Here is a 17,032-nt window from a genome sequence, read left to right as displayed (position 1 = left end):
GCAAAGGATTTCCCTTATGCTGCGCCACCCCACCATCCTGACCGCTGCTGCGCTTATCGCGCTTTCCGCCTGTTCCATTGGCCCCGCACGCCCGCTTTCCGTGGCCCTGACCGAGACAAATATCACCGTGCCCATGTCGAACGGGACCACTTGCCGCGATACCGCCTCTCCGGGGGCCGGAAACCAATGGTCGGGCAATTTGCAAGGCTGCCCCACCCCTTACGCCTATACGGTCGAGATTGACCCGGGCACCAACCCGGTCCGTTATATTCTGCAAGAGATATTCACTGCCCTTGGCAACCCGGATGTCATCGCGCCGGTGGCCCGCGTTACGATCACCGATGACACAGGTCGCACCCGCGTCTTCGCCTCTCCCCAGCCTTCGCTTGAGGATTGAGTGCCGGAAACCCGGCGTCCCTTCTTCTTGTCTTATGACTTTCCTCGCGTCCCGCGCGGCGGGAGGTGCCGGTCAGAGCGGCCAGAACACCAGAATGGACGGAATCGAAACCGCGATGATGATGATCTCAAGCGGCAGGCCCATTCGCCAGTAATCGCCAAACCCATAACCTCCGGGCCCCAGGATCAGGGTGTTGTTCTTATGCCCGATAGGGGTCAGAAACGCCGCCGAGGCGGCAATCGCCACAGCCATCAGAAACGGGTCGGCGGACACTTCCAGTGTATGGGCCATCTGGATGCCCACGGGGGCGGCGACAATCGTGGTGGCGGTGTTGTTCAGGATATCGCTCAGCGTCATTGTGACCACCATCAGCACGGTCAGGATCATCCAGGCGGGCAGCCCGTCGGTCAGGCCTACCAGGGCGCCCGCGATAAGGTCCGTCCCGCCCGAGCTTTCCAATGCGGCCCCCAGTGGGATCATCGAGCCCAGAAGCACCACAACCGGCCATTCGATATGATCATAGATATCCTGGATCGGCAGGATATGGGTCAGCACATAGCCAATCACCACAACCCCAAGCGCAACCGGCAGATAGACCAGCCCCAGAGACGCCGCCAGAACCGCCCCCCCGAACAGCCCGATCGCCAGCCAGGTCTTGCTGTCCCGGGTCACGTTCAGCCCGCGATCGGCCAGAGCCAGACCGCCCAGCCAATCCACCACATCCTCCGCATTGTCAGAGGGCACCAGCAGCAACAGGATGTCACCGGGTTCAATCACGGTCTTGCGCAGGCGTTTGGTGATCCGCCTGCCTTGCCGGGCGATCCCCATCAGGACCGAGCGTTTCCGCCAGGACAATCCGATACCTTCGGCGGTTTTCCCGGCGATTCTGGCGGTTTCCGGCACCACCATCTCAACCAGGCTCACGCCGTCGCCAAGGGCATTTGCCGCAGGGTTGTCTGACGGGGCCAGAGGCAGGGAAAACGCGGTGCGGAATTCATCCAGAGCTTCGGGCGTGGCTTCCAGCACCAGCAGGTCACCGGCTTTCAGTTTCAGGTTCCGCCCCGTGCCAAAGCGGCGTTTGCCATCGCGGAGCAGGCCCAGTATGGCCACATCGGCTTTTTCCGCCGGATCCAGCAGCTCCCGCAGGCGGGTGCCCACCAGTTTGCTGTCCGCAGGCAGGCTCAGCTCGGCAATATACGGGGCCAGTTCCGCCATCCGGTCGCCGCCCACGCCGCTGTCCCGCGCGGGATCAGCCGCCAGCCGATCAGCGCCACAAACGCCAGACCTGCAAGGGCCGCGATCCCGCCCACGGGGGCGAAATCGAACATCCTGAACGGGGCGCCCAATGCATCCTCACGAATTGTGGCGATGATGATATTGGGCGGTGTGCCGATCAGCGTGACCATGCCGCCCAGGATCGTCGCGAAAGACAGGGGCATCAGTGATACGCCGGGGCTGCGCCCGGCTTTGCGTGCGGTTGCGATATCCACCGGCATCAGCAAAGCCAGGGCCGCCACATTGTTCATAAAGGCCGACAGGACACCGCCGACACCGCCCATGATCGCGATATGGGCCCCGAGGGAGCGGGATGCATCCACCAATGTGCGGGTGATCAGAAACACCGCGCCTGACCGCACCAGCCCGGCAGACACGACCAGCACCAGCGCCACCACCAGTGTGGCCGGGTGGCCAAAGCCCGAAAACGCCGCGTCCGAAGGAACAACCCCAAGGAGAACCCCGGCGATCAGCGCTGAAAACGCCACCAGATCATAGCGGAACCGTCCCCAGAGAAGCAGGCCGAAGACAGTGCCGAACAGGGCGAAGAGGATGATTTGATCTGTGGTCATGGGGTCTGTTGTATGCGGAACGATGCAGCAGGGAAACCACCCTGATTTGGCCCGTCAGGGGGCCGCAGGCCTTCGCCGCCTTTCGTGTTGCCCCGCCGGTCATGCCTGCCGTATAGACATTCTGCCGAAGATTTTGCGCGGGAGATAATGATGGCAGGCCATTCAAAATGGGCGAATATTCAGCACCGGAAGGGGCGGCAGGATGCGGTCCGCTCCAAGCTGTTTTCCAAACTTGCCAAGGAAATCACCGTGGCTGCCAAGATGGGCGACCCGGACCCGGATAAAAACCCGCGTCTGCGTCTGGCGGTGAAAGAGGCCAAAGGTCAATCGGTGCCCAAGGATGTGATCGACCGCGCGATCAAGAAGTCGCTTGGCGGCGATGCAGAGAATTATGATGAGATCCGGTATGAAGGATATGGCCCAAGCGGTGTTGCGGTGATTGTCGAGGCGATGACCGACAATCGCAACAGAACCGCCTCTACCGTGCGGTCAACCTTCGGAAAACATGGCGGAAATCTGGGGGAGACCGGATCGGTTGCCTTCATGTTCGACCGCAAGGGGCAGGTCAGCTATCCGGTTGAGGCCGGGGATGCGGACACGGTGATGATGGCCGCGATCGAGGCCGGGGCCGAAGATGTGGAAAGCGCCGAAGACGGCCATGTGATCTGGTGTACTGACACGGATCTGAACGAGGTGTCGACCGCGCTTGAGGCGGAACTGGGGGAGAGTATATCGACCAAGCTGGTCTGGCGGCCCACCACGACGACCGAGCTTGATATGGATGGCGCGCAGAAGCTGATGAAGCTGATCGAGGCGCTGGAGGATGATGACGACATCCAGACGGTGACGGCGAATTTCGACATCTCCGATGAGATCATGGAGCAGCTTTAAGGATTGAAAACCGCTGCTGAGGGTCGCGCCCGAGCCTGGGCGGGTGCGAAGCGCCCTCCCGGGGGGAGGGTCGGGCGCGGCCCGGCGGTGCCGCCGGGCGGAAGGGTCATTTCGGGTCAACCGGATGCAACCGCTCTGCCGCCGCTTTCCGCATCGCCCGGGTCAGTGGCCGCAATGCCTTCACCATCTGTCTTGGCACCTGCCAGCTTAGCGGCACGTCGAACACCTGATCAGGCACCAGCGCCACCAAAGACCCCTCTGCCAGCGCCTGCGTCACCATGCTTTCCGGGTTCAGCCCCCAGCCTATGCCCAGTTTTGCGGCCTCTACAAACCCGTGGCTTGAGGCGAAGAAATGCGTCGGCAAGGCCAGTTTCCGGCCGGTCACCTGTTCGGCCCATTGCTGTTGCAGCCGGTCCTTGGAGTTGAAGGTCAGCGCCGGGGCCTCGTCCAGCGCCTCTGCGGTGACGCCATCGGCAAACCATGTCTGCCGAAAGCCCGGCGCGCAGGTCGCCACATAGCGCAGGGCGCCAAGCGGGAACAGGTCACAGCCCGGCACCGCCACATGTCCCGCTGTCACCGCTGCCGAGACCTCCCCCCGTTTCAGCCAGTCGGCTGAATGTTCCTGATCGTCGATCTCCAGATGGTACAGAAACCCGGGTACGGCGGCCAATGCGGGCAGGGTCCAGGTTGCCAGACTGTCCGCATTCACCGCCAGTCGCAGCGGCGTGGCCGGATCCGGCAGCAAACCCTCCAGATCAGCGGCCAGAGTCTTCTCCAGCAGCCCCACCTCTTCGGCATGGCGCAGCAATCGGGAGCCTGCAATGGTGGCGCTGGCAGGGCGGGTGCGGCGGATCAGCACTGTGCCCAATCTCTCCTCCAGCGCTTTTACGCGCTGGGACACCGCGGATTGGGTGATGTTCAGCTGCGCTGCCGCACCTTCAAACGATCCGCTGCGCAGCACTGCGGACAGGGCCATCAGGGCATGGGTGTCAATCATTCGCAACTCTAATGTCGATATAGAAAGCTTAACTGGCCTAATGAAGACCTATGCCCTAACCGGGGCAGGTTGCCAAGAGAAAGCCCCAGAATGACCGCTGCCTTCTTCCCCGGATTCGCCCTTGGCTTCAGCCTGATCCTTGCGATCGGGGCACAAAATGCCTTTGTCCTGCGTCAGGGGCTGCGACGATCCCATGTGTTTGCGGTCTGCCTGACCTGCGCGGTGTCAGATGCGCTTCTCATCACGCTTGGGGTCAGTTCATTCTCTGCCGTGGCCGAGCTATTGCCCTGGCTGATCCCGGCTTTCCGTTATGGCGGGGCTGTTTTCCTGATCCTCTATGGGGCGAAAGCCTTCCTGGCGGCCTGGCGTGGCAATGAAACCCTGAACGCCGGGCAAAACGGCACCGGCACAGGGCGCGCCACGGTGCTGACCGTGCTGGCCCTGACCTGGCTGAACCCCCATGTCTATCTGGATACGGTGGTGTTGCTGGGCTCTGTGTCCACGCAATATGCGGATCGCGCGCTCTGGTTCGGGGCAGGGGCTGTCACTTCCAGCTTTGTGTTCTTCTTCGGCCTTGGCTATGGCGCACAATTGCTGGCCCCGGTCTTCGCCCGGCCCCGGGCCTGGCAAATGCTTGATATTCTTGTGGGCCTTGTGATGTGGGCCATCGCGGGCAAGCTGATCTTTCTGATGTGATCTGCTGTCAGCGTATGGGTCACGAGGAGACCCTTGTCATTGCCGGGTGAACCTGCCACCCAAAACCATGATCCGGTTTGCGGCAAAATCTCCCCTAATGGCGGTCTTCTGGATGCTGGTCACCGGGGCCTGCTTTGTGGCCGTCACGGCGATTGTGAAAATCGTCGGCAATGATGTGCCGCCCGCACAATCGGCATTTCTGCGGTATGTTCTGGGGCTGGTTTTTCTGATCCCGATGATCCGCCCGATTCTGAATGCGCAACTGACACCCCGGGCCTTGAAGCTTTTTGGCATCCGGGGTGTGGCACATAGTCTGGGCGTGATTTGCTGGTTTTACGCCATGACCCAGATCCCCATCGCCGAGGTGACGGCGATGAATTACGTCAATCCCGTCTATGTCACACTTCTGGCGGTGGTGTTTCTGGGGGAGAAACTGGCGGCGCGCCGCATATTGGCTATCGTGGTGGCGCTGATCGGGGCGGCGATCATCCTGCGCCCCGGGTTCCGGGCGTTAAACTTGGGCCATCTGGCGATGATGTTCACCGCGATTTCCTTTGCTGTCGGCTATCTGATTGCCAAGATGATGACGGATGAATTCGGGCCGGTGGTTGTGGTTGGCATGCTGTCGATCACGGTCACCCTTGGTCTGGCGCCGTTTGCCTATGCGGTCTGGGTGCCGGTGACGCTGGTGCAGGTGGGCTGGCTGTTTCTGGTCGCGGTTTTTGCCACGGCAGGGCATTACACGATGATGCTGGCTTTTGCCGCAGCTCCGTTGACGGTGACCCAGCCGGTCACCTTTCTGCAACTGGTCTGGGCCACGCTTCTGGGCGCAGTCGCCTTTGGGGAGCCGCCGGATATCTGGGTCATCACCGGCGGTGGGCTGATCATTGCGGCGATCAGTTTCATGACCTGGCGCGAGGCTGTTCTGCGGCGACGTAACGTCACCCCGGCGGTCGCGCAGACCAAAGGGTAACACTTTGTTATCTTTCGTAAAGATCAAGGGCGCGGCTCGGCACGACCGGCAGTGAGCGATCCTGCGCGCCCTCGCATTTTCATGCCGCTTGAATTTGAGGCATGACCCTTAACCATCGCCCATCGCAGCGCCAATCTGCCATGCTGCATCGCGGCAAATGCGCCATTGCCCTTGCCAGTGCGGCCCGGTTTCCGCTGCCATGAACGGGCTATAGAGTTTTGACTTTACATTGAATCAGCACAACGGCTTTCGCGTTTGAGCCAAAGGCGAAAGGCAGCAAAAGGCGTTTCAACATAAAGTCGAAACGCTTTAGGGGGCTGCCGTGATCTGGCGGAGGATTTGATGAAACCACACGCAGTTATTTTTGGCGGAATTGGCAGCCTTGCGGAATGTGCCGATCTGGATCGGGCTGCCTGGAATGCGGCGTTTCGCACTCATGGGGTGCCCTGGGAATGGTCCTGGGATGTCTATGTCGAACTGATGCGCCCCGGCGGGGACCGGCAACTGGCCGCACGGTTTGCCGATCATCTGGGTGTGGTGGTTGATGCAGACCGTCTGGATGCCACCCATCAGCGGATTTTTGCGGCGCGGCTGACCGATGGCATTCCGCTGCGCCCCGGTGTCGGCGAGGTGCTGAAATGGGCGGCAAAGGCCGGTGTGGCGCTGGCGCTTGTCAGCCGGTCTGAAACCGGGCCGGTGCGCGCGCTTTTGAAAGCCACGGCGCGGGGGCGGGCGGGCATTCCCTTTGATCTGGCGGTTCTGCGGGGCGATGTGACCCGCATGGCCCCGGACCCCGAGGCGATGATGCTGGCCCTGACCGAGATGACCCTGACACCGGATCAATGCGTTGCGATTGTCGATACGCCCTCCACCGCGACGGCGGCCTGTGCCGCCGGCATCCCCTGTCTTGGGTATCCAGGGCTGCTGGCGCAGGACGCGCAGTTTGACGACCCGATCACCCAGACCCCTATTCTGCGTGTGGAAACGGTGTTGGAGGCCTGGCGTGGCCTGCCTTTGGCTGCGGCGGAATAATCATAATCGGCGTTGGAAAGATCAGACAGAACATACCGCAAAAGAGGCCGTTACCCGGCCGTATCTTCGGCGTCTGTACCTTCTACATGGGCCTGAAAACTCTCAAAGAACTGGTCGGCCAGCTTGCGGGCAAAACTGTCGATCAGGCGGGACCCAAGCTGTGCGATCTTGCCGCCGACCTTGGCCTCTACATCATATTGCAACTCGGTGCCGCCGTCTTCCGCATCGCGCAGCACCACCTGCGCCCCGCCTTTGGCAAACCCGGCCACACCGCCCTTGCCCTCGCCCGAGATGGTGTAGCTGATCTCCGGCACCACATCGCTTAGGGTCACATCGCCCCGGAATGTGGCCTTCACCGGCCCGACCTTCTGCTTGACCACGGCGGAAAACCCCTCTTCCGGCGAGCCGGTCAGGTCTTCACAGCCCGGAATGCAGGTTTTCAACGTGTCTGCGTCGTTCAGAGCGGCCCAGATCGTGGCCCGATCCGCGGCGATGATGCGGGTGGCGTGCAGTTCCATAATCTTCTCCCCCTTGGCGGTTTCTCAGCAGTAGAGTGGGCAGCAAGGCGGCGTCAACGCTCGATCTCATAGGGCAGGGGGCCGCGATGGTTGGGATCAACGCGGAGCTTGCGTTCCAGTGGCGGGACCGAACGTTGATGACAGGTGCTGCGTTCGCAGATCCGGCAGGAAATGCCGATCGGCTGAAAACTGTCTGCACTGTCCAGATCCAGCCCGTCCGCATAGATCAGCGCGCCGGCATGTTTCACCTCGCAGCCCAGCGAAATGGCGTAGCGCCGCATCGGTGCCCCCCATGTGCCGCCGGATTTGGAGACATCGCGGGCAAGGATGACATACCGCACCCCATCGGGCGTTTCAGCCAGCTGGCGCAGAAATTGCCCCGGTGTTTCAAAGGCCTGATGCACGTTCCATAAAGGGCAGGCACCGCCGAACCGGGCAAATTGCAGCCGTGTGGCCGAATGGCGTTTGGTGATCGTGCCAGCCTGATCCACCCGGGTGAAGAAGAACGGCACGCCCTTGGCGCCGGGCCTTTGCAGGGTCGACAGACGATGGGCGATCTGTTCGATCGAGGCCCCGAACTGGATCGACATCCGTTCCAGATCATGGCGGGTTTCGGCGGCGGCCTCAGTAAAGCGGGCATAGGGCATCAGCACCGCGCCTGCGAAATAATTGGCCATACCGATCTGGGCAATGGCACGCGCGGTGTCGCTTTGAAACCGGGCCAGATCCAGCGTCGCCTCCAGCAGTTTTCCCTGTTCCAGCAGGGCGTATTGATGCAGCAGCTGAAAGCGTTGCGTTTCCGGCGCGGCGCGCGGCGACAGGGTCAGCTGCCTGCTGTCCGCATCATAATGGCGGACCCCGCCACCGGCGGTATGGCGGATGGTGATCCCGCGGGCGCGCAACCGTTCGGCCGTATAGCTGGCCAGATCGCCCCGGGCCTGCGCCGCGAACCGTTCGGCGGCCCGGTCCACCGCGTCGATATAATTGTCGCAATAATGGAAGAAATCCCGCACTTCCTCCCAGGGGGAAGGGGCCGGGCTTGCCCCGTCGCGGCCAAGCGCCTCGTCCAGCGAGGCCAGCCGTTCATGGGTTTGCCGATAGCTGCGATGCAGGTCCAGAAAGGCGCGCGCCAGCGCCGGGGCGTTGGAGGCCGCGAGCCTCAGATCGGCCAGCGCGGGCGGGGTGTCGGTGAACACCGGATCGGCCAGCGCCTCGCGCATGTCACTGACCAGACGTTCCGCATCGCCGGTGCTCAACTCGGTCACGTCAAAGCCGAATTCCTGCGCCAGCCCCAGCACCACCGTGGTCGAGACCGGGCGATTGTTGTTTTCCATCTGGTTGAGATAGGGCAGGGACACGCCAAGCTTGGCGGCAAAATCCTTCTGCGTCAGGCCAAGCCGTGTGCGCAATTCCCGCAGTTTGGCCCCGGCATAGAGTTTCTGGACGGCCATGGATCCTCCACTTTGCAGGGTTTGCAGAATGGTTTGCAAACCCTGCAGCAGAGAACAGGCGTCCGGCAGGGTTTGGCAAGGCAATTCTTGAATTCTGCGGATCAGAGACCGCTGATCTGTCGTTCCCGCCGGATGGTGTAGAGGATTGAAAAGAGTGCCAGAACCGAGGTGATCAGCATGATCCAGATCAGCGGGAATGCCCCTTCACCTACGGTCAGCAGCGTGCCTGCCAGCGCCGACAGGGCGGCGCCGCCACCGATCATGATCGACCCGCCAATGCCCGAGGCCGTGCCCGCCAGATGTGGACGCACCGACAACATGCCCGAGGTTGCATTGGGCATGACCAAACCGTTGCCGAGGCCCACAAAGGTCATGAAGCCAAAGAAAACGACGGCCGTTTTCAGCCCGGCCAGAAACAGCAGAAGCGAGGCCAGCACACCGACGGTGGTAATGATGCAGCCCCACAGGATCATCGTGTTGATGCCCATCCTGACGGAAAACCGGCCCGAGATGAAATTGCCAAAGAAATACCCCAGGGCCGGGGCGCCAAAGAAGAAGCCGACTTTTGCGGGTGACAGGCCAAACACCACGGACCCGACATAGGGCGCGCCGCCCAGATAGGCGAAAAACGCCCCTGCGGCAAAACCTGCGGCGGCGCAATACCCCCAGAACCGGCGCGAGGTCAGAAGTTCGGGATATTCGGCAAACTGGGCGCGAAAGCTCACCGCGTTGCGTGGTGCCGTCTCTCCCAGATCGCGCCAGATCAACAGCCAGACCAGCATCCCAAGACCCGCCAGGACCAGGAAATTCGACTTCCAGCCAAAGGTTTGATCCAGAATGCCGCCAAAGACCGGGCCAATCATCGGCGCCACGGCCATGCCCATGGTGATATAGCCGATCATCGAGGCGGCTTCCTCCTGCGGGACCATGTCGCGCACCACCGCGCGGCCCAGAACCATGCCCACCACAACCGCGCCCTGGATCATCCGGAACAGCAGAAACACCTCGATCGAGGTGGAGAAAATGCAGCCAAGAGAGGCCAGAATGAAGATTCCAAGCCCCCAGAGCAGCACCGGCCGTCGGCCATACTGGTCCGAGAGCGGCCCGACAAACAGTTGCAATATCGCATTGACGCCCAGATACCCCGCCACGGAAAGCTGCATCACCTGATAATCGGTGCCGAAATAAAGCGACATATTCGGCAGGGAGGGTAAAAACAGGTTCATCGACAGCGCACCGATGCCGGTCAGCATGATGAGTGTGAAGATATGCGGAGGGGTGGTGCGGTCGAGAAATCGGACCATGGGAAAAGAAGACATGCCCGTGGTCTACGCCTGCCCCCGCCCCTTGTCTATGAGCGGGGATGCACAAGGGGGTGTGCACCGGCGGATAGCGGGGCAGCGGTGGCCCGGATGGGGCCGGGATCGGGGTGCGCGCGCCGTGCCGCTTGTCGCTGAATTTGCAGGTTTGCAGTATTGCAGGATAAGTGGCGAGTGCATTTGCAAATATTCCAATTCTTCCTGTCTTTGCGGGGCTTTCGCCTGTAGGCTTTCCTGAAATGCGCCATGGCCCTATCGGAGGACCCCCCTGTGAAAGATATCCTGCAAGAGCTTGAACATCGCCGCGAAGAGGCCCGTCTTGGCGGCGGCGCGAACCGCATCGACAGCCAGCACGCCAAGGGCAAACTGACCGCGCGCGAACGGGTGGAACTTTTGCTGGATGAAGGGTCTTTCGAAGAATACGACATGTTCATCACCCATCGCTGCACCGATTTCGGGATGGCGAAAACCAAACCCCAGGGCGATGGCGTGGTCACCGGCTGGGGCACGGTCAACGGGCGTATGGTCTATGTGTTTTCCCAGGATTTCACGGTTCTGGGTGGGTCCGTGTCTGAAACCCATGCGGCGAAAATCTGCAAGATCATGGATATGGCCATGCAGAACGGCGCGCCGGTGATCGGCATCAATGATTCAGGCGGCGCGCGGATTCAGGAAGGTGTCAGCAGCCTTGCCGCCTATGGCGAGATTTTCAAACGCAACATCCTGGCCTCGGGCGTTGTGCCGCAAATCTCGATGATCATGGGCCCTTGTGCGGGCGGGGCGGTTTATTCACCGGCGATGACCGATTTCATCTTTATGGTCAAGGACAGCTCCTACATGTTTGTCACCGGGCCTGATGTGGTGAAAACGGTCACCAATGAACAGGTCACGGCGGAGGAACTGGGCGGGGCCAGCACCCATACGCGCAAATCCTCGGTCGCTGATGGCGCGTTTGAGGATGATGTGGAGGCCCTGGCCGAGGTCCGCCGCCTGATCGACTTTCTGCCGCTGTCCAATCGCGAAAAACCGCCCGTGCGTGCGTTTTATGACAGCCCCGACCGGGTGGAGGAAAGCCTGGACACGCTGGTGCCGGACAACCCGAACATGCCCTATGATATGAAGGAACTGATCCTGAAAGTGGCCGATGAGGGCGATTTTTATGAGCTTCAGGAGGAGTTTGCGAAAAACATCATCACCGGTTTCATCCGGCTGGAGGGGCAGACCATCGGCGTGGTGGCGAACCAGCCGCTGAACCTGGCCGGTGTGCTGGATATCGACAGTTCCCGCAAGGCGGCACGTTTCGTGCGGTTCTGCGATGCGTTTGAAATTCCGATCCTCACCTTTGTCGATGTGCCCGGGTTTCTTCCCGGCACCGGGCAGGAATATGGCGGGGTCATCAAACATGGTGCCAAGCTGCTGTTTGCCTATGGCGAGGCGACAGTGCCGAAAGTGACCGTGATCACGCGGAAAGCCTATGGCGGGGCCTATGTGGTGATGGCGTCCAAACATATGCAGGGCGATATCAACTATGCCTGGCCAACCTCGGAAATCGCGGTGATGGGGGCCAGGGGCGCAACAGAGATCCTGCACCGCGCCGATCTGGGTGACCCTGAGAAACTTGCGCAACACACCGCGGATTACGAGGACCGGTTCGCCAACCCGTTTGTGGCGGCTGAACGCGGTTTTATCGACGAGGTGATCCAGCCCCGCAGCACCCGCCGCCGGGTCTGCCGGGCCTTTGCCGCGCTTCGGACCAAGAAGCTCGAAATGCCGTGGAAGAAACACGACAATATTCCGTTGTGAGGGTGGGTGTCGGGATGCAGTGGAGAGATGAAATTCTTCATGCTCTCAGAGTTTTAGGCGGCGCTGCTCGCTATGATGAGTTGTACCTATTCATTGAACGAACTACCGAGCGCGAGCTGTCTAGGGAATGGAAGGCTACTGTGCGCCGTACTATTGAGGACCATTCGAGCGACTCGATGAACTACCGAGCCGCCGATCTCTTTGTGCATTTGGATCGTGGATTTTGGGGAATTCGTGGTGAGCCGATCAGCCCAGAATTCCTTGAGGCACGCGAGGGCGCGGGTACCGATGAGATTGTAGACATGGTTCTGGTGCGCGAACATTGGCGACGAATGCCAAATAGGGCTAGATTCGATCCACAAGCCTTCACCATCTCCCACGCCGATTCTTCCTCCTTTATTGACGAGGGTCTTCGCGCGTTTTTCGAATATCGCCAGCTCGGCGTCGCCGATGCCACATCCGGCAAATTTGGCGCCCATGTAATCCGTGCGGTGCCAGGTGAAGAGAGTCCTGGCGAGTGGCATTCCCATACCCTCGATTTCCAGATGGTCTATGTCACAAAAGGTTGGGTCGTGTTCGAATATGAAGAGCACGGGGAACACGTGCTCCGAATAGGGTCCTGCGTTCTTCAGCCACCCGGTATCCGCCATCGTGAGGTCCGGCATTCCGAGGATATGGAACTGATCGAAATTACTTCCCCGGCGGAGTTTCCCACCCACTCCCGGGACGCCCCTGTGTGACCTCCCCCCTCTTCCATATGATCGCCGGCGGCGCCCGGCCCGTCGCGCCGTTTTCCCACGCGGTGGAGGCCGATGGCTGGGTGATGCTGACCGGGCAGATGCCCACGGACCCGGATGCGCCGGATGCGCCGCTGCCCGAGGGGATCGTGGCGCAGACCCGGGCGGTGATGCGGAATCTGGAGATTGTGCTGAATGGTCTTGGCCTTGATCTGAGCCATATTCTGCAATGCCGTTGCTATCTGACTGAATTTGAACGTGATTATGCGGCGTTCAACGACACCTATCAGGGCTGTTTCCCGGCTGATCGCCGCCCTGCACGCACCACCATCGGGGTGACGGCCCTGGCGGTGGGGGCGCTGGTGGAAATTGACATGCTGGCGCGACGCCCGTGATCCGGCACATGCGCATATCCGCCTTATGCCTCACCGCATCTGCCGCAATGGCGCAGCCCCTTTCCGCCCGTGCGCAGGAGCTGCTCTCGCCCTCTGGTCTGGCCATGGAATTGCATGAGGTGCTTTACGAGCTGCAGCCCTATTCCGATGAGCTTTGGGCCATTCTCCGTATCCTTGCACCCGGTCTTGCGGGCAGCACCGCCGATCCGCAGGCGGACCTGGACTGGGCCTGCGCCGAATGGGGGCCGACGGCGATGGATACCGCGCCGGAGCCGCCGGTGCAGGTCGTTGTGCAGATCATGGATCAGATCGTGCCGCGTGGGCAGGTAAATGCCGATGCCACGCAGTTTTTCGCCGGTTATGTCATCCGGAACAATACCTGCATATGGGAGGGTTTTTGATGCAACCCCAATATGTTGCGGGGATTAACTGTTGCGGGCAAAGGACTGATGCAGTCCCGCCACAGCGCGCGGCTCTGGACCGAAACCGGTATGGATCAGACACCATTCGCGCTATCCTGAAAGCCGGGCACCAAAAGGTGGCCGTCCCTTTGATCGTGCCCGGAGTCTTCTCTGGTCCGGTCCAACATAACAGGAGAGCGAGATGTATAAGAGCATCAATGCCATTCTTGCACTGGGTCTTTTGGCAAGCGTCGCCGCTTGCTCGCAGGCACCGCAGGAAGAAATCGTCATTGTCGAGCCGGCCCCAATCGTCGAGGAACCGGTGTACAACAAGTACAACTGACAGTACTCAGCCAGGACGGGCCACCGCGCCCGTCCGGCATATTTCCGCCGTCTTGCAAGCGGCTTTATTTGAACCTCTTTGGGGTTTTGGCCGGACACAATATTGTGATGCCATTAGTTCCGAAGACGTTTTTCAATGTTCATATCCCGTATCATTGTTTTGGTGGCCATCGCCAAACCATAACACCCGGCGCCAAAAACCGGCAATCGGGGAGGTGCGGCGATGATCAAGCATCGCGGTTTCCCCGGTCGTCTTCCGGGCACCGATTACCAGTTCACCATTCGCCGTGAGAACAAGGCGGGGGCCACCCCTTTGGTCCGGCGCGAACGGCATGCGGACCGGCGGCCTGCGGACCGGCGCGCCGATGCCGGGTTCATCGAGGCGCTGTGGCTTTATTTCGGGTCTGAGCCGTTTGAGCGCGGCAATCTGGATGCAGGCCGGTTGAGCTGGCTGTTCGGGCGCGAGATCATCAGTATCGAAGACCCGTTTGATCCCGAAAGCTATGATGCGCTGTTGCAAATTGACGAATCCCGCGCCCGCGTGTCCTTCCCCGAGGCGTTTGACGGATCGGGCGTTTGGGAGGGGCTGTCGGCATGATGCTGCCTATCTCCTGCCCGATTGCGCGAATTCCGGCCCAAAGCGAAACCGGTCAAAGCTTGCCCTTTGGTGCCGGTTTCTCCTGTGCAAGCTTTGGACGACCGGCCCCTGTCCCCAGTCGTTATTGGGTCGGTCGTGACAAGACGTGTTACCCTTCACCTTCGACGCGGTCGGCCAGAACTCTGCGCCGACCGCCTTTTTATGTGAGGCCGGATAGGGTAAGCTTACGTCACAGAGGCATAATATCGACAGGAGAAGACGCAAAATGCGCGCAACCTACAAACTTACCATCGCACTTGTTGCCATATTGGGCCTATCGGCCTGTGTGTCATCTGATCTGGAACGGGCCGGTGTCGGCGCGGCAGCAGGCGGTGTCGCGGCTGCGGCGCTTGGCGGCAGTGTCGCAACCGGCATCGTTGTCGGCGGCGCCCTTGGCGCGGTCTGCGACGAGATCACCAATATCTGCCGCTAAGGCGCGGCACTTCACAACCGAGATCATCGACCTGACAAAAGGCCGCCGGGGTAAGAGCCCGGGTGGCCTTTTTTGTGCTGAAGACAGGCGTCTGCGCCTGAAAAGAAGGGACAGACCGACATGTTCAAGAAACTCCTGATCGCCAATCGCGGCGAGATCGCCTGCCGGGTGATCAAGACCGCCCGCAAAATGGGGATCACCACGGTTGCGATCTATTCCGATGCGGATCGCGATGCGCTGCATGTGAAGATGGCCGATGAAGCGGTGCATATCGGGCCGCCCCCTGCTGCGGAAAGCTATATTGTCATCGACAAGGTGATGCAGGCCATTCGCGATACCGGGGCAGAGGCCGTGCATCCCGGTTACGGGTTTCTGAGCGAAAACAAGATGTTTGCCGAAGCGCTTGAGGCCGAGGGCGTGGCCTTTGTCGGCCCGCCTGCCACCGCGATTGAACAGATGGGCGACAAGATCACCTCCAAGAAGATCGCGCAGGAAGCGGGGGTTTCCACCGTCCCCGGATATATGGGCCTGATTGCCGATGCCGATGAGGCGGTGAAAATTTCGAACGAAGTCGGTTACCCGGTGATGATCAAGGCCAGCGCGGGCGGTGGCGGCAAGGGTATGCGGATCGCCTGGAATGACACGGAGGCCCGCGAAGGCTTCCAAAGCTCGAAAAACGAGGCGGCCAGCAGTTTCGGCGATGACCGGATTTTCATCGAGAAATTCGTGACCCAGCCCCGGCATATCGAGATACAGGTTCTGGCCGATGCCTATGGCAATGCGGTCTATCTGGGGGAACGGGAATGTTCGATCCAGCGGCGCAACCAGAAGGTGATCGAGGAGGCCCCAAGCCCGTTTCTGGATGAGGCGACCCGAAAAGCCATGGGCGAACAGGCCGTCGCCCTGGCTCAGGCTGTGGGCTATACCAGCGCCGGCACGGTGGAGTTTATCGTCGATGGCGACAAGAACTTCTATTTCCTTGAAATGAATACCCGATTGCAGGTGGAACACCCGGTGACCGAATTGATCACCGGGGTCGATCTGGTGGAACAGATGATCCGCGTTGCAGGGGGGGAAACACTGCCCTTCGCGCAAGGGGATGTCACCCTGACCGGCTGGGCGATGGAAAGCCGGCTTTATGCCGAAGACCCGTATCGCGGCTTTCTGCCCTCCATCGGGCGGCTGGTGCGCTATCGTCCGCCCGAGGAAGGCCATTGGGAAGATCACTGCGTCCGCAACGATACCGGGGTGTTCGAGGGGGGCGAGATCTCGATGTATTATGACCCGATGATCGCCAAGCTTTGCACCTGGGCCCCGACCCGGGCCGGGGCGATCGAGGCGATGCGCAATGCGCTGGACGGGTTCGAACTGGAAGGGATCGGTCATAACCTGCCTTTCCTGGCTGCCGTCATGGACCATCCGCGCTTTACCTCGGGCAATATCACCACCGCTTTTATCGAAGAGGAATATCCCGACGGGTTCGAAGGTGTGACCCCGGAAGGAGATGACCTGAAATATCTGGCCGCCGTGGCCGCCCATATGAAAATGCTGAAAGAGGAACGCGCCGCCCGGATCAGTGGCACGATGCCCAACCATTCCCGCCGGGTGGCGCCCGATTGGGTGGTGTTTGTGGGCAGGCAATCTTTCCCCGTGCATATCGAAGAGACTGATTTCGGCACCGAAGTGACCTTCGAGGATCAGACCCAGTACAAGGTCAATTCTGACTGGCATCTGGGCGAGACACTGTTCAAAGGCACGGTGGGCGACCGGCCGATGATCGTGAAGACCGATTTCATTCGTGGCGGGGCCCGGTTGCGGTATCGCGGGGCGGATTTGAAAGTGGTGGTGCGTACCCCCCGGCAGGCGGAACTGGCCGAGTTGATGCCCGAGAAACTGCCGCCCGATACCTCGCGGCTGCTGCTCTGCCCGATGCCGGGTCTGATCGTGAAGGTCGATGTGGCCGAAGGCGACGAGATTCAGGAAGGCCAGGCGCTGTGTACCATCGAGGCGATGAAGATGGAGAATATCCTGCGCGCCGAGAAAAAGGGCGTGGTGGCCAAGATCAATGCCGGTGCCGGTGACAGTCTGGCGGTCGATGATGTGATCATGGAGTTCGAATGACAGCCAGGGGCGCATATAACCGGTTGCAGAAGGCTGACGGGC

At 60.8% G+C, this 17,032-nt stretch carries 17 protein-coding genes and 1 pseudogene; 13 read left to right on the top strand and 5 right to left on the bottom strand.

Annotated elements, in window-relative coordinates; translation table 11 throughout:
* Positions 1 to 16: 16 nt before the first annotated feature.
* Positions 17 to 397 carry a hypothetical protein gene (locus E2K80_RS10220; protein ID WP_135374917.1) on the top strand — a complete coding sequence of 127 codons (381 nt, stop codon included), beginning with the start codon at positions 17 to 19 and terminating at the stop codon, positions 395 to 397.
* 72 nt (positions 398 to 469) lie between these two features.
* Here E2K80_RS10220 and E2K80_RS10215 read toward each other — a convergent pair.
* Positions 470 to 2,244, bottom strand: a pseudogene (locus E2K80_RS10215) (SLC13 family permease).
* Between the two features lie 150 nt (positions 2,245 to 2,394).
* Between E2K80_RS10215 and E2K80_RS10210 the strand changes: the two are divergent.
* Positions 2,395 to 3,135 carry a YebC/PmpR family DNA-binding transcriptional regulator gene (locus tag E2K80_RS10210; protein ID WP_135374916.1) on the top strand — a complete coding sequence of 247 codons (741 nt, stop codon included), beginning with the start codon at positions 2,395 to 2,397 and terminating at the stop codon, positions 3,133 to 3,135.
* A 106-nt stretch (positions 3,136 to 3,241) separates the two neighbouring features.
* Here the strand turns inward: E2K80_RS10210 and E2K80_RS10205 are convergent, their stop codons facing one another.
* Positions 3,242 to 4,132 carry a LysR family transcriptional regulator ArgP gene (locus tag E2K80_RS10205; protein ID WP_135374915.1) on the bottom strand — a complete coding sequence of 297 codons (891 nt, stop codon included), beginning with the start codon at positions 4,130 to 4,132 and terminating at the stop codon, positions 3,242 to 3,244.
* A 90-nt stretch (positions 4,133 to 4,222) separates the two neighbouring features.
* Here E2K80_RS10205 and E2K80_RS10200 point away from each other — a divergent pair, with 90 nt between their 5' ends.
* The 3 genes from E2K80_RS10200 (at position 4,223) to E2K80_RS10190 (ending at position 6,833) form a co-directional block, all read left to right on the top strand.
* The gene (locus E2K80_RS10200) at positions 4,223 to 4,828 is read left to right on the top strand and encodes a LysE/ArgO family amino acid transporter (protein WP_135374914.1); all 606 of its coding nucleotides are present in this window, start codon (positions 4,223 to 4,225) and stop codon (positions 4,826 to 4,828) included.
* A gap of 97 nt (positions 4,829 to 4,925) precedes the next feature.
* A complete protein-coding gene (locus E2K80_RS10195; RefSeq protein WP_238475490.1) occupies positions 4,926 to 5,801 on the top strand; it encodes a DMT family transporter in 876 nt (291 codons plus the stop codon).
* Positions 5,802 to 6,143: 342 nt separating this feature from the next.
* Positions 6,144 to 6,833, top strand: coding sequence for an HAD family hydrolase (locus E2K80_RS10190; protein WP_135374913.1), 690 nt, complete (start codon positions 6,144 to 6,146; stop codon positions 6,831 to 6,833).
* 50 nt (positions 6,834 to 6,883) lie between these two features.
* Here the strand turns inward: E2K80_RS10190 and E2K80_RS10185 are convergent, their stop codons facing one another.
* From E2K80_RS10185 to E2K80_RS10175, 3 genes are all read right to left on the bottom strand, one after another.
* Positions 6,884 to 7,351 (bottom strand): CoxG family protein, encoded by a 468-nt coding sequence (locus E2K80_RS10185; RefSeq protein WP_135374912.1) that lies wholly within the window; start codon positions 7,349 to 7,351, stop codon positions 6,884 to 6,886.
* Between the two features lie 53 nt (positions 7,352 to 7,404).
* Positions 7,405 to 8,802, bottom strand: a complete 1,398-nt coding sequence (locus E2K80_RS10180) for a helix-turn-helix domain-containing protein (protein ID WP_135374911.1) — start codon at positions 8,800 to 8,802, stop codon at positions 7,405 to 7,407.
* 101 nt (positions 8,803 to 8,903) lie between these two features.
* Positions 8,904 to 10,106, bottom strand: coding sequence for a multidrug effflux MFS transporter (locus E2K80_RS10175; RefSeq protein WP_238475489.1), 1,203 nt, complete (start codon positions 10,104 to 10,106; stop codon positions 8,904 to 8,906).
* 285 nt (positions 10,107 to 10,391) lie between these two features.
* Here E2K80_RS10175 and E2K80_RS10170 point away from each other — a divergent pair, with 285 nt between their 5' ends.
* The 8 genes from E2K80_RS10170 to E2K80_RS10140 all read left to right on the top strand — a co-directional run bounded on the left by E2K80_RS10170 (position 10,392) and on the right by E2K80_RS10140 (position 16,990).
* Positions 10,392 to 11,924 (top strand): acyl-CoA carboxylase subunit beta, encoded by a 1,533-nt coding sequence (locus E2K80_RS10170; protein ID WP_135374909.1) that lies wholly within the window; start codon positions 10,392 to 10,394, stop codon positions 11,922 to 11,924.
* Positions 11,894 to 12,664 (top strand): cupin domain-containing protein, encoded by a 771-nt coding sequence (locus E2K80_RS19575; RefSeq protein WP_238475488.1) that lies wholly within the window; start codon positions 11,894 to 11,896, stop codon positions 12,662 to 12,664. Before E2K80_RS10170 ends, E2K80_RS19575 begins: the two co-directional genes overlap by 31 nt.
* Positions 12,661 to 13,056 (top strand): RidA family protein, encoded by a 396-nt coding sequence (locus E2K80_RS10160; RefSeq protein WP_238475487.1) that lies wholly within the window; start codon positions 12,661 to 12,663, stop codon positions 13,054 to 13,056. The genes E2K80_RS19575 and E2K80_RS10160 overlap by 4 nt, the downstream gene beginning before the upstream one ends.
* A 47-nt stretch (positions 13,057 to 13,103) precedes the next feature.
* The gene (locus E2K80_RS10155) at positions 13,104 to 13,457 is read left to right on the top strand and encodes a DUF6497 family protein (RefSeq protein ID WP_145988590.1); all 354 of its coding nucleotides are present in this window, start codon (positions 13,104 to 13,106) and stop codon (positions 13,455 to 13,457) included.
* Between the two features lie 202 nt (positions 13,458 to 13,659).
* Positions 13,660 to 13,800 carry a hypothetical protein gene (locus tag E2K80_RS19110; RefSeq protein WP_168193160.1) on the top strand — a complete coding sequence of 47 codons (141 nt, stop codon included), beginning with the start codon at positions 13,660 to 13,662 and terminating at the stop codon, positions 13,798 to 13,800.
* A 222-nt stretch (positions 13,801 to 14,022) separates the two neighbouring features.
* Positions 14,023 to 14,397: a hypothetical protein gene (locus tag E2K80_RS10150; protein ID WP_135374907.1), complete on the top strand. Its 375-nt coding sequence runs from the start codon at positions 14,023 to 14,025 to the stop codon at positions 14,395 to 14,397.
* Positions 14,398 to 14,662: 265 nt separating this feature from the next.
* Positions 14,663 to 14,869 carry a hypothetical protein gene (locus tag E2K80_RS10145; RefSeq protein WP_135374906.1) on the top strand — a complete coding sequence of 69 codons (207 nt, stop codon included), beginning with the start codon at positions 14,663 to 14,665 and terminating at the stop codon, positions 14,867 to 14,869.
* A gap of 120 nt (positions 14,870 to 14,989) precedes the next feature.
* Entirely contained in the window at positions 14,990 to 16,990 is a 2,001-nt protein-coding gene (locus E2K80_RS10140; protein WP_135374905.1) for an acetyl-CoA carboxylase biotin carboxylase subunit, read from the top strand.
* Positions 16,991 to 17,032 lie beyond the last annotated feature (42 nt).

It is taken from the genome of Rhodophyticola sp. CCM32, assembly GCF_004751985.1.
Classification (GTDB): domain Bacteria; phylum Pseudomonadota; class Alphaproteobacteria; order Rhodobacterales; family Rhodobacteraceae; genus Rhodophyticola.
Note: the sequence above shows the minus strand (reverse complement) of the source record. Positions and strands in the feature narration are given on the sequence as shown.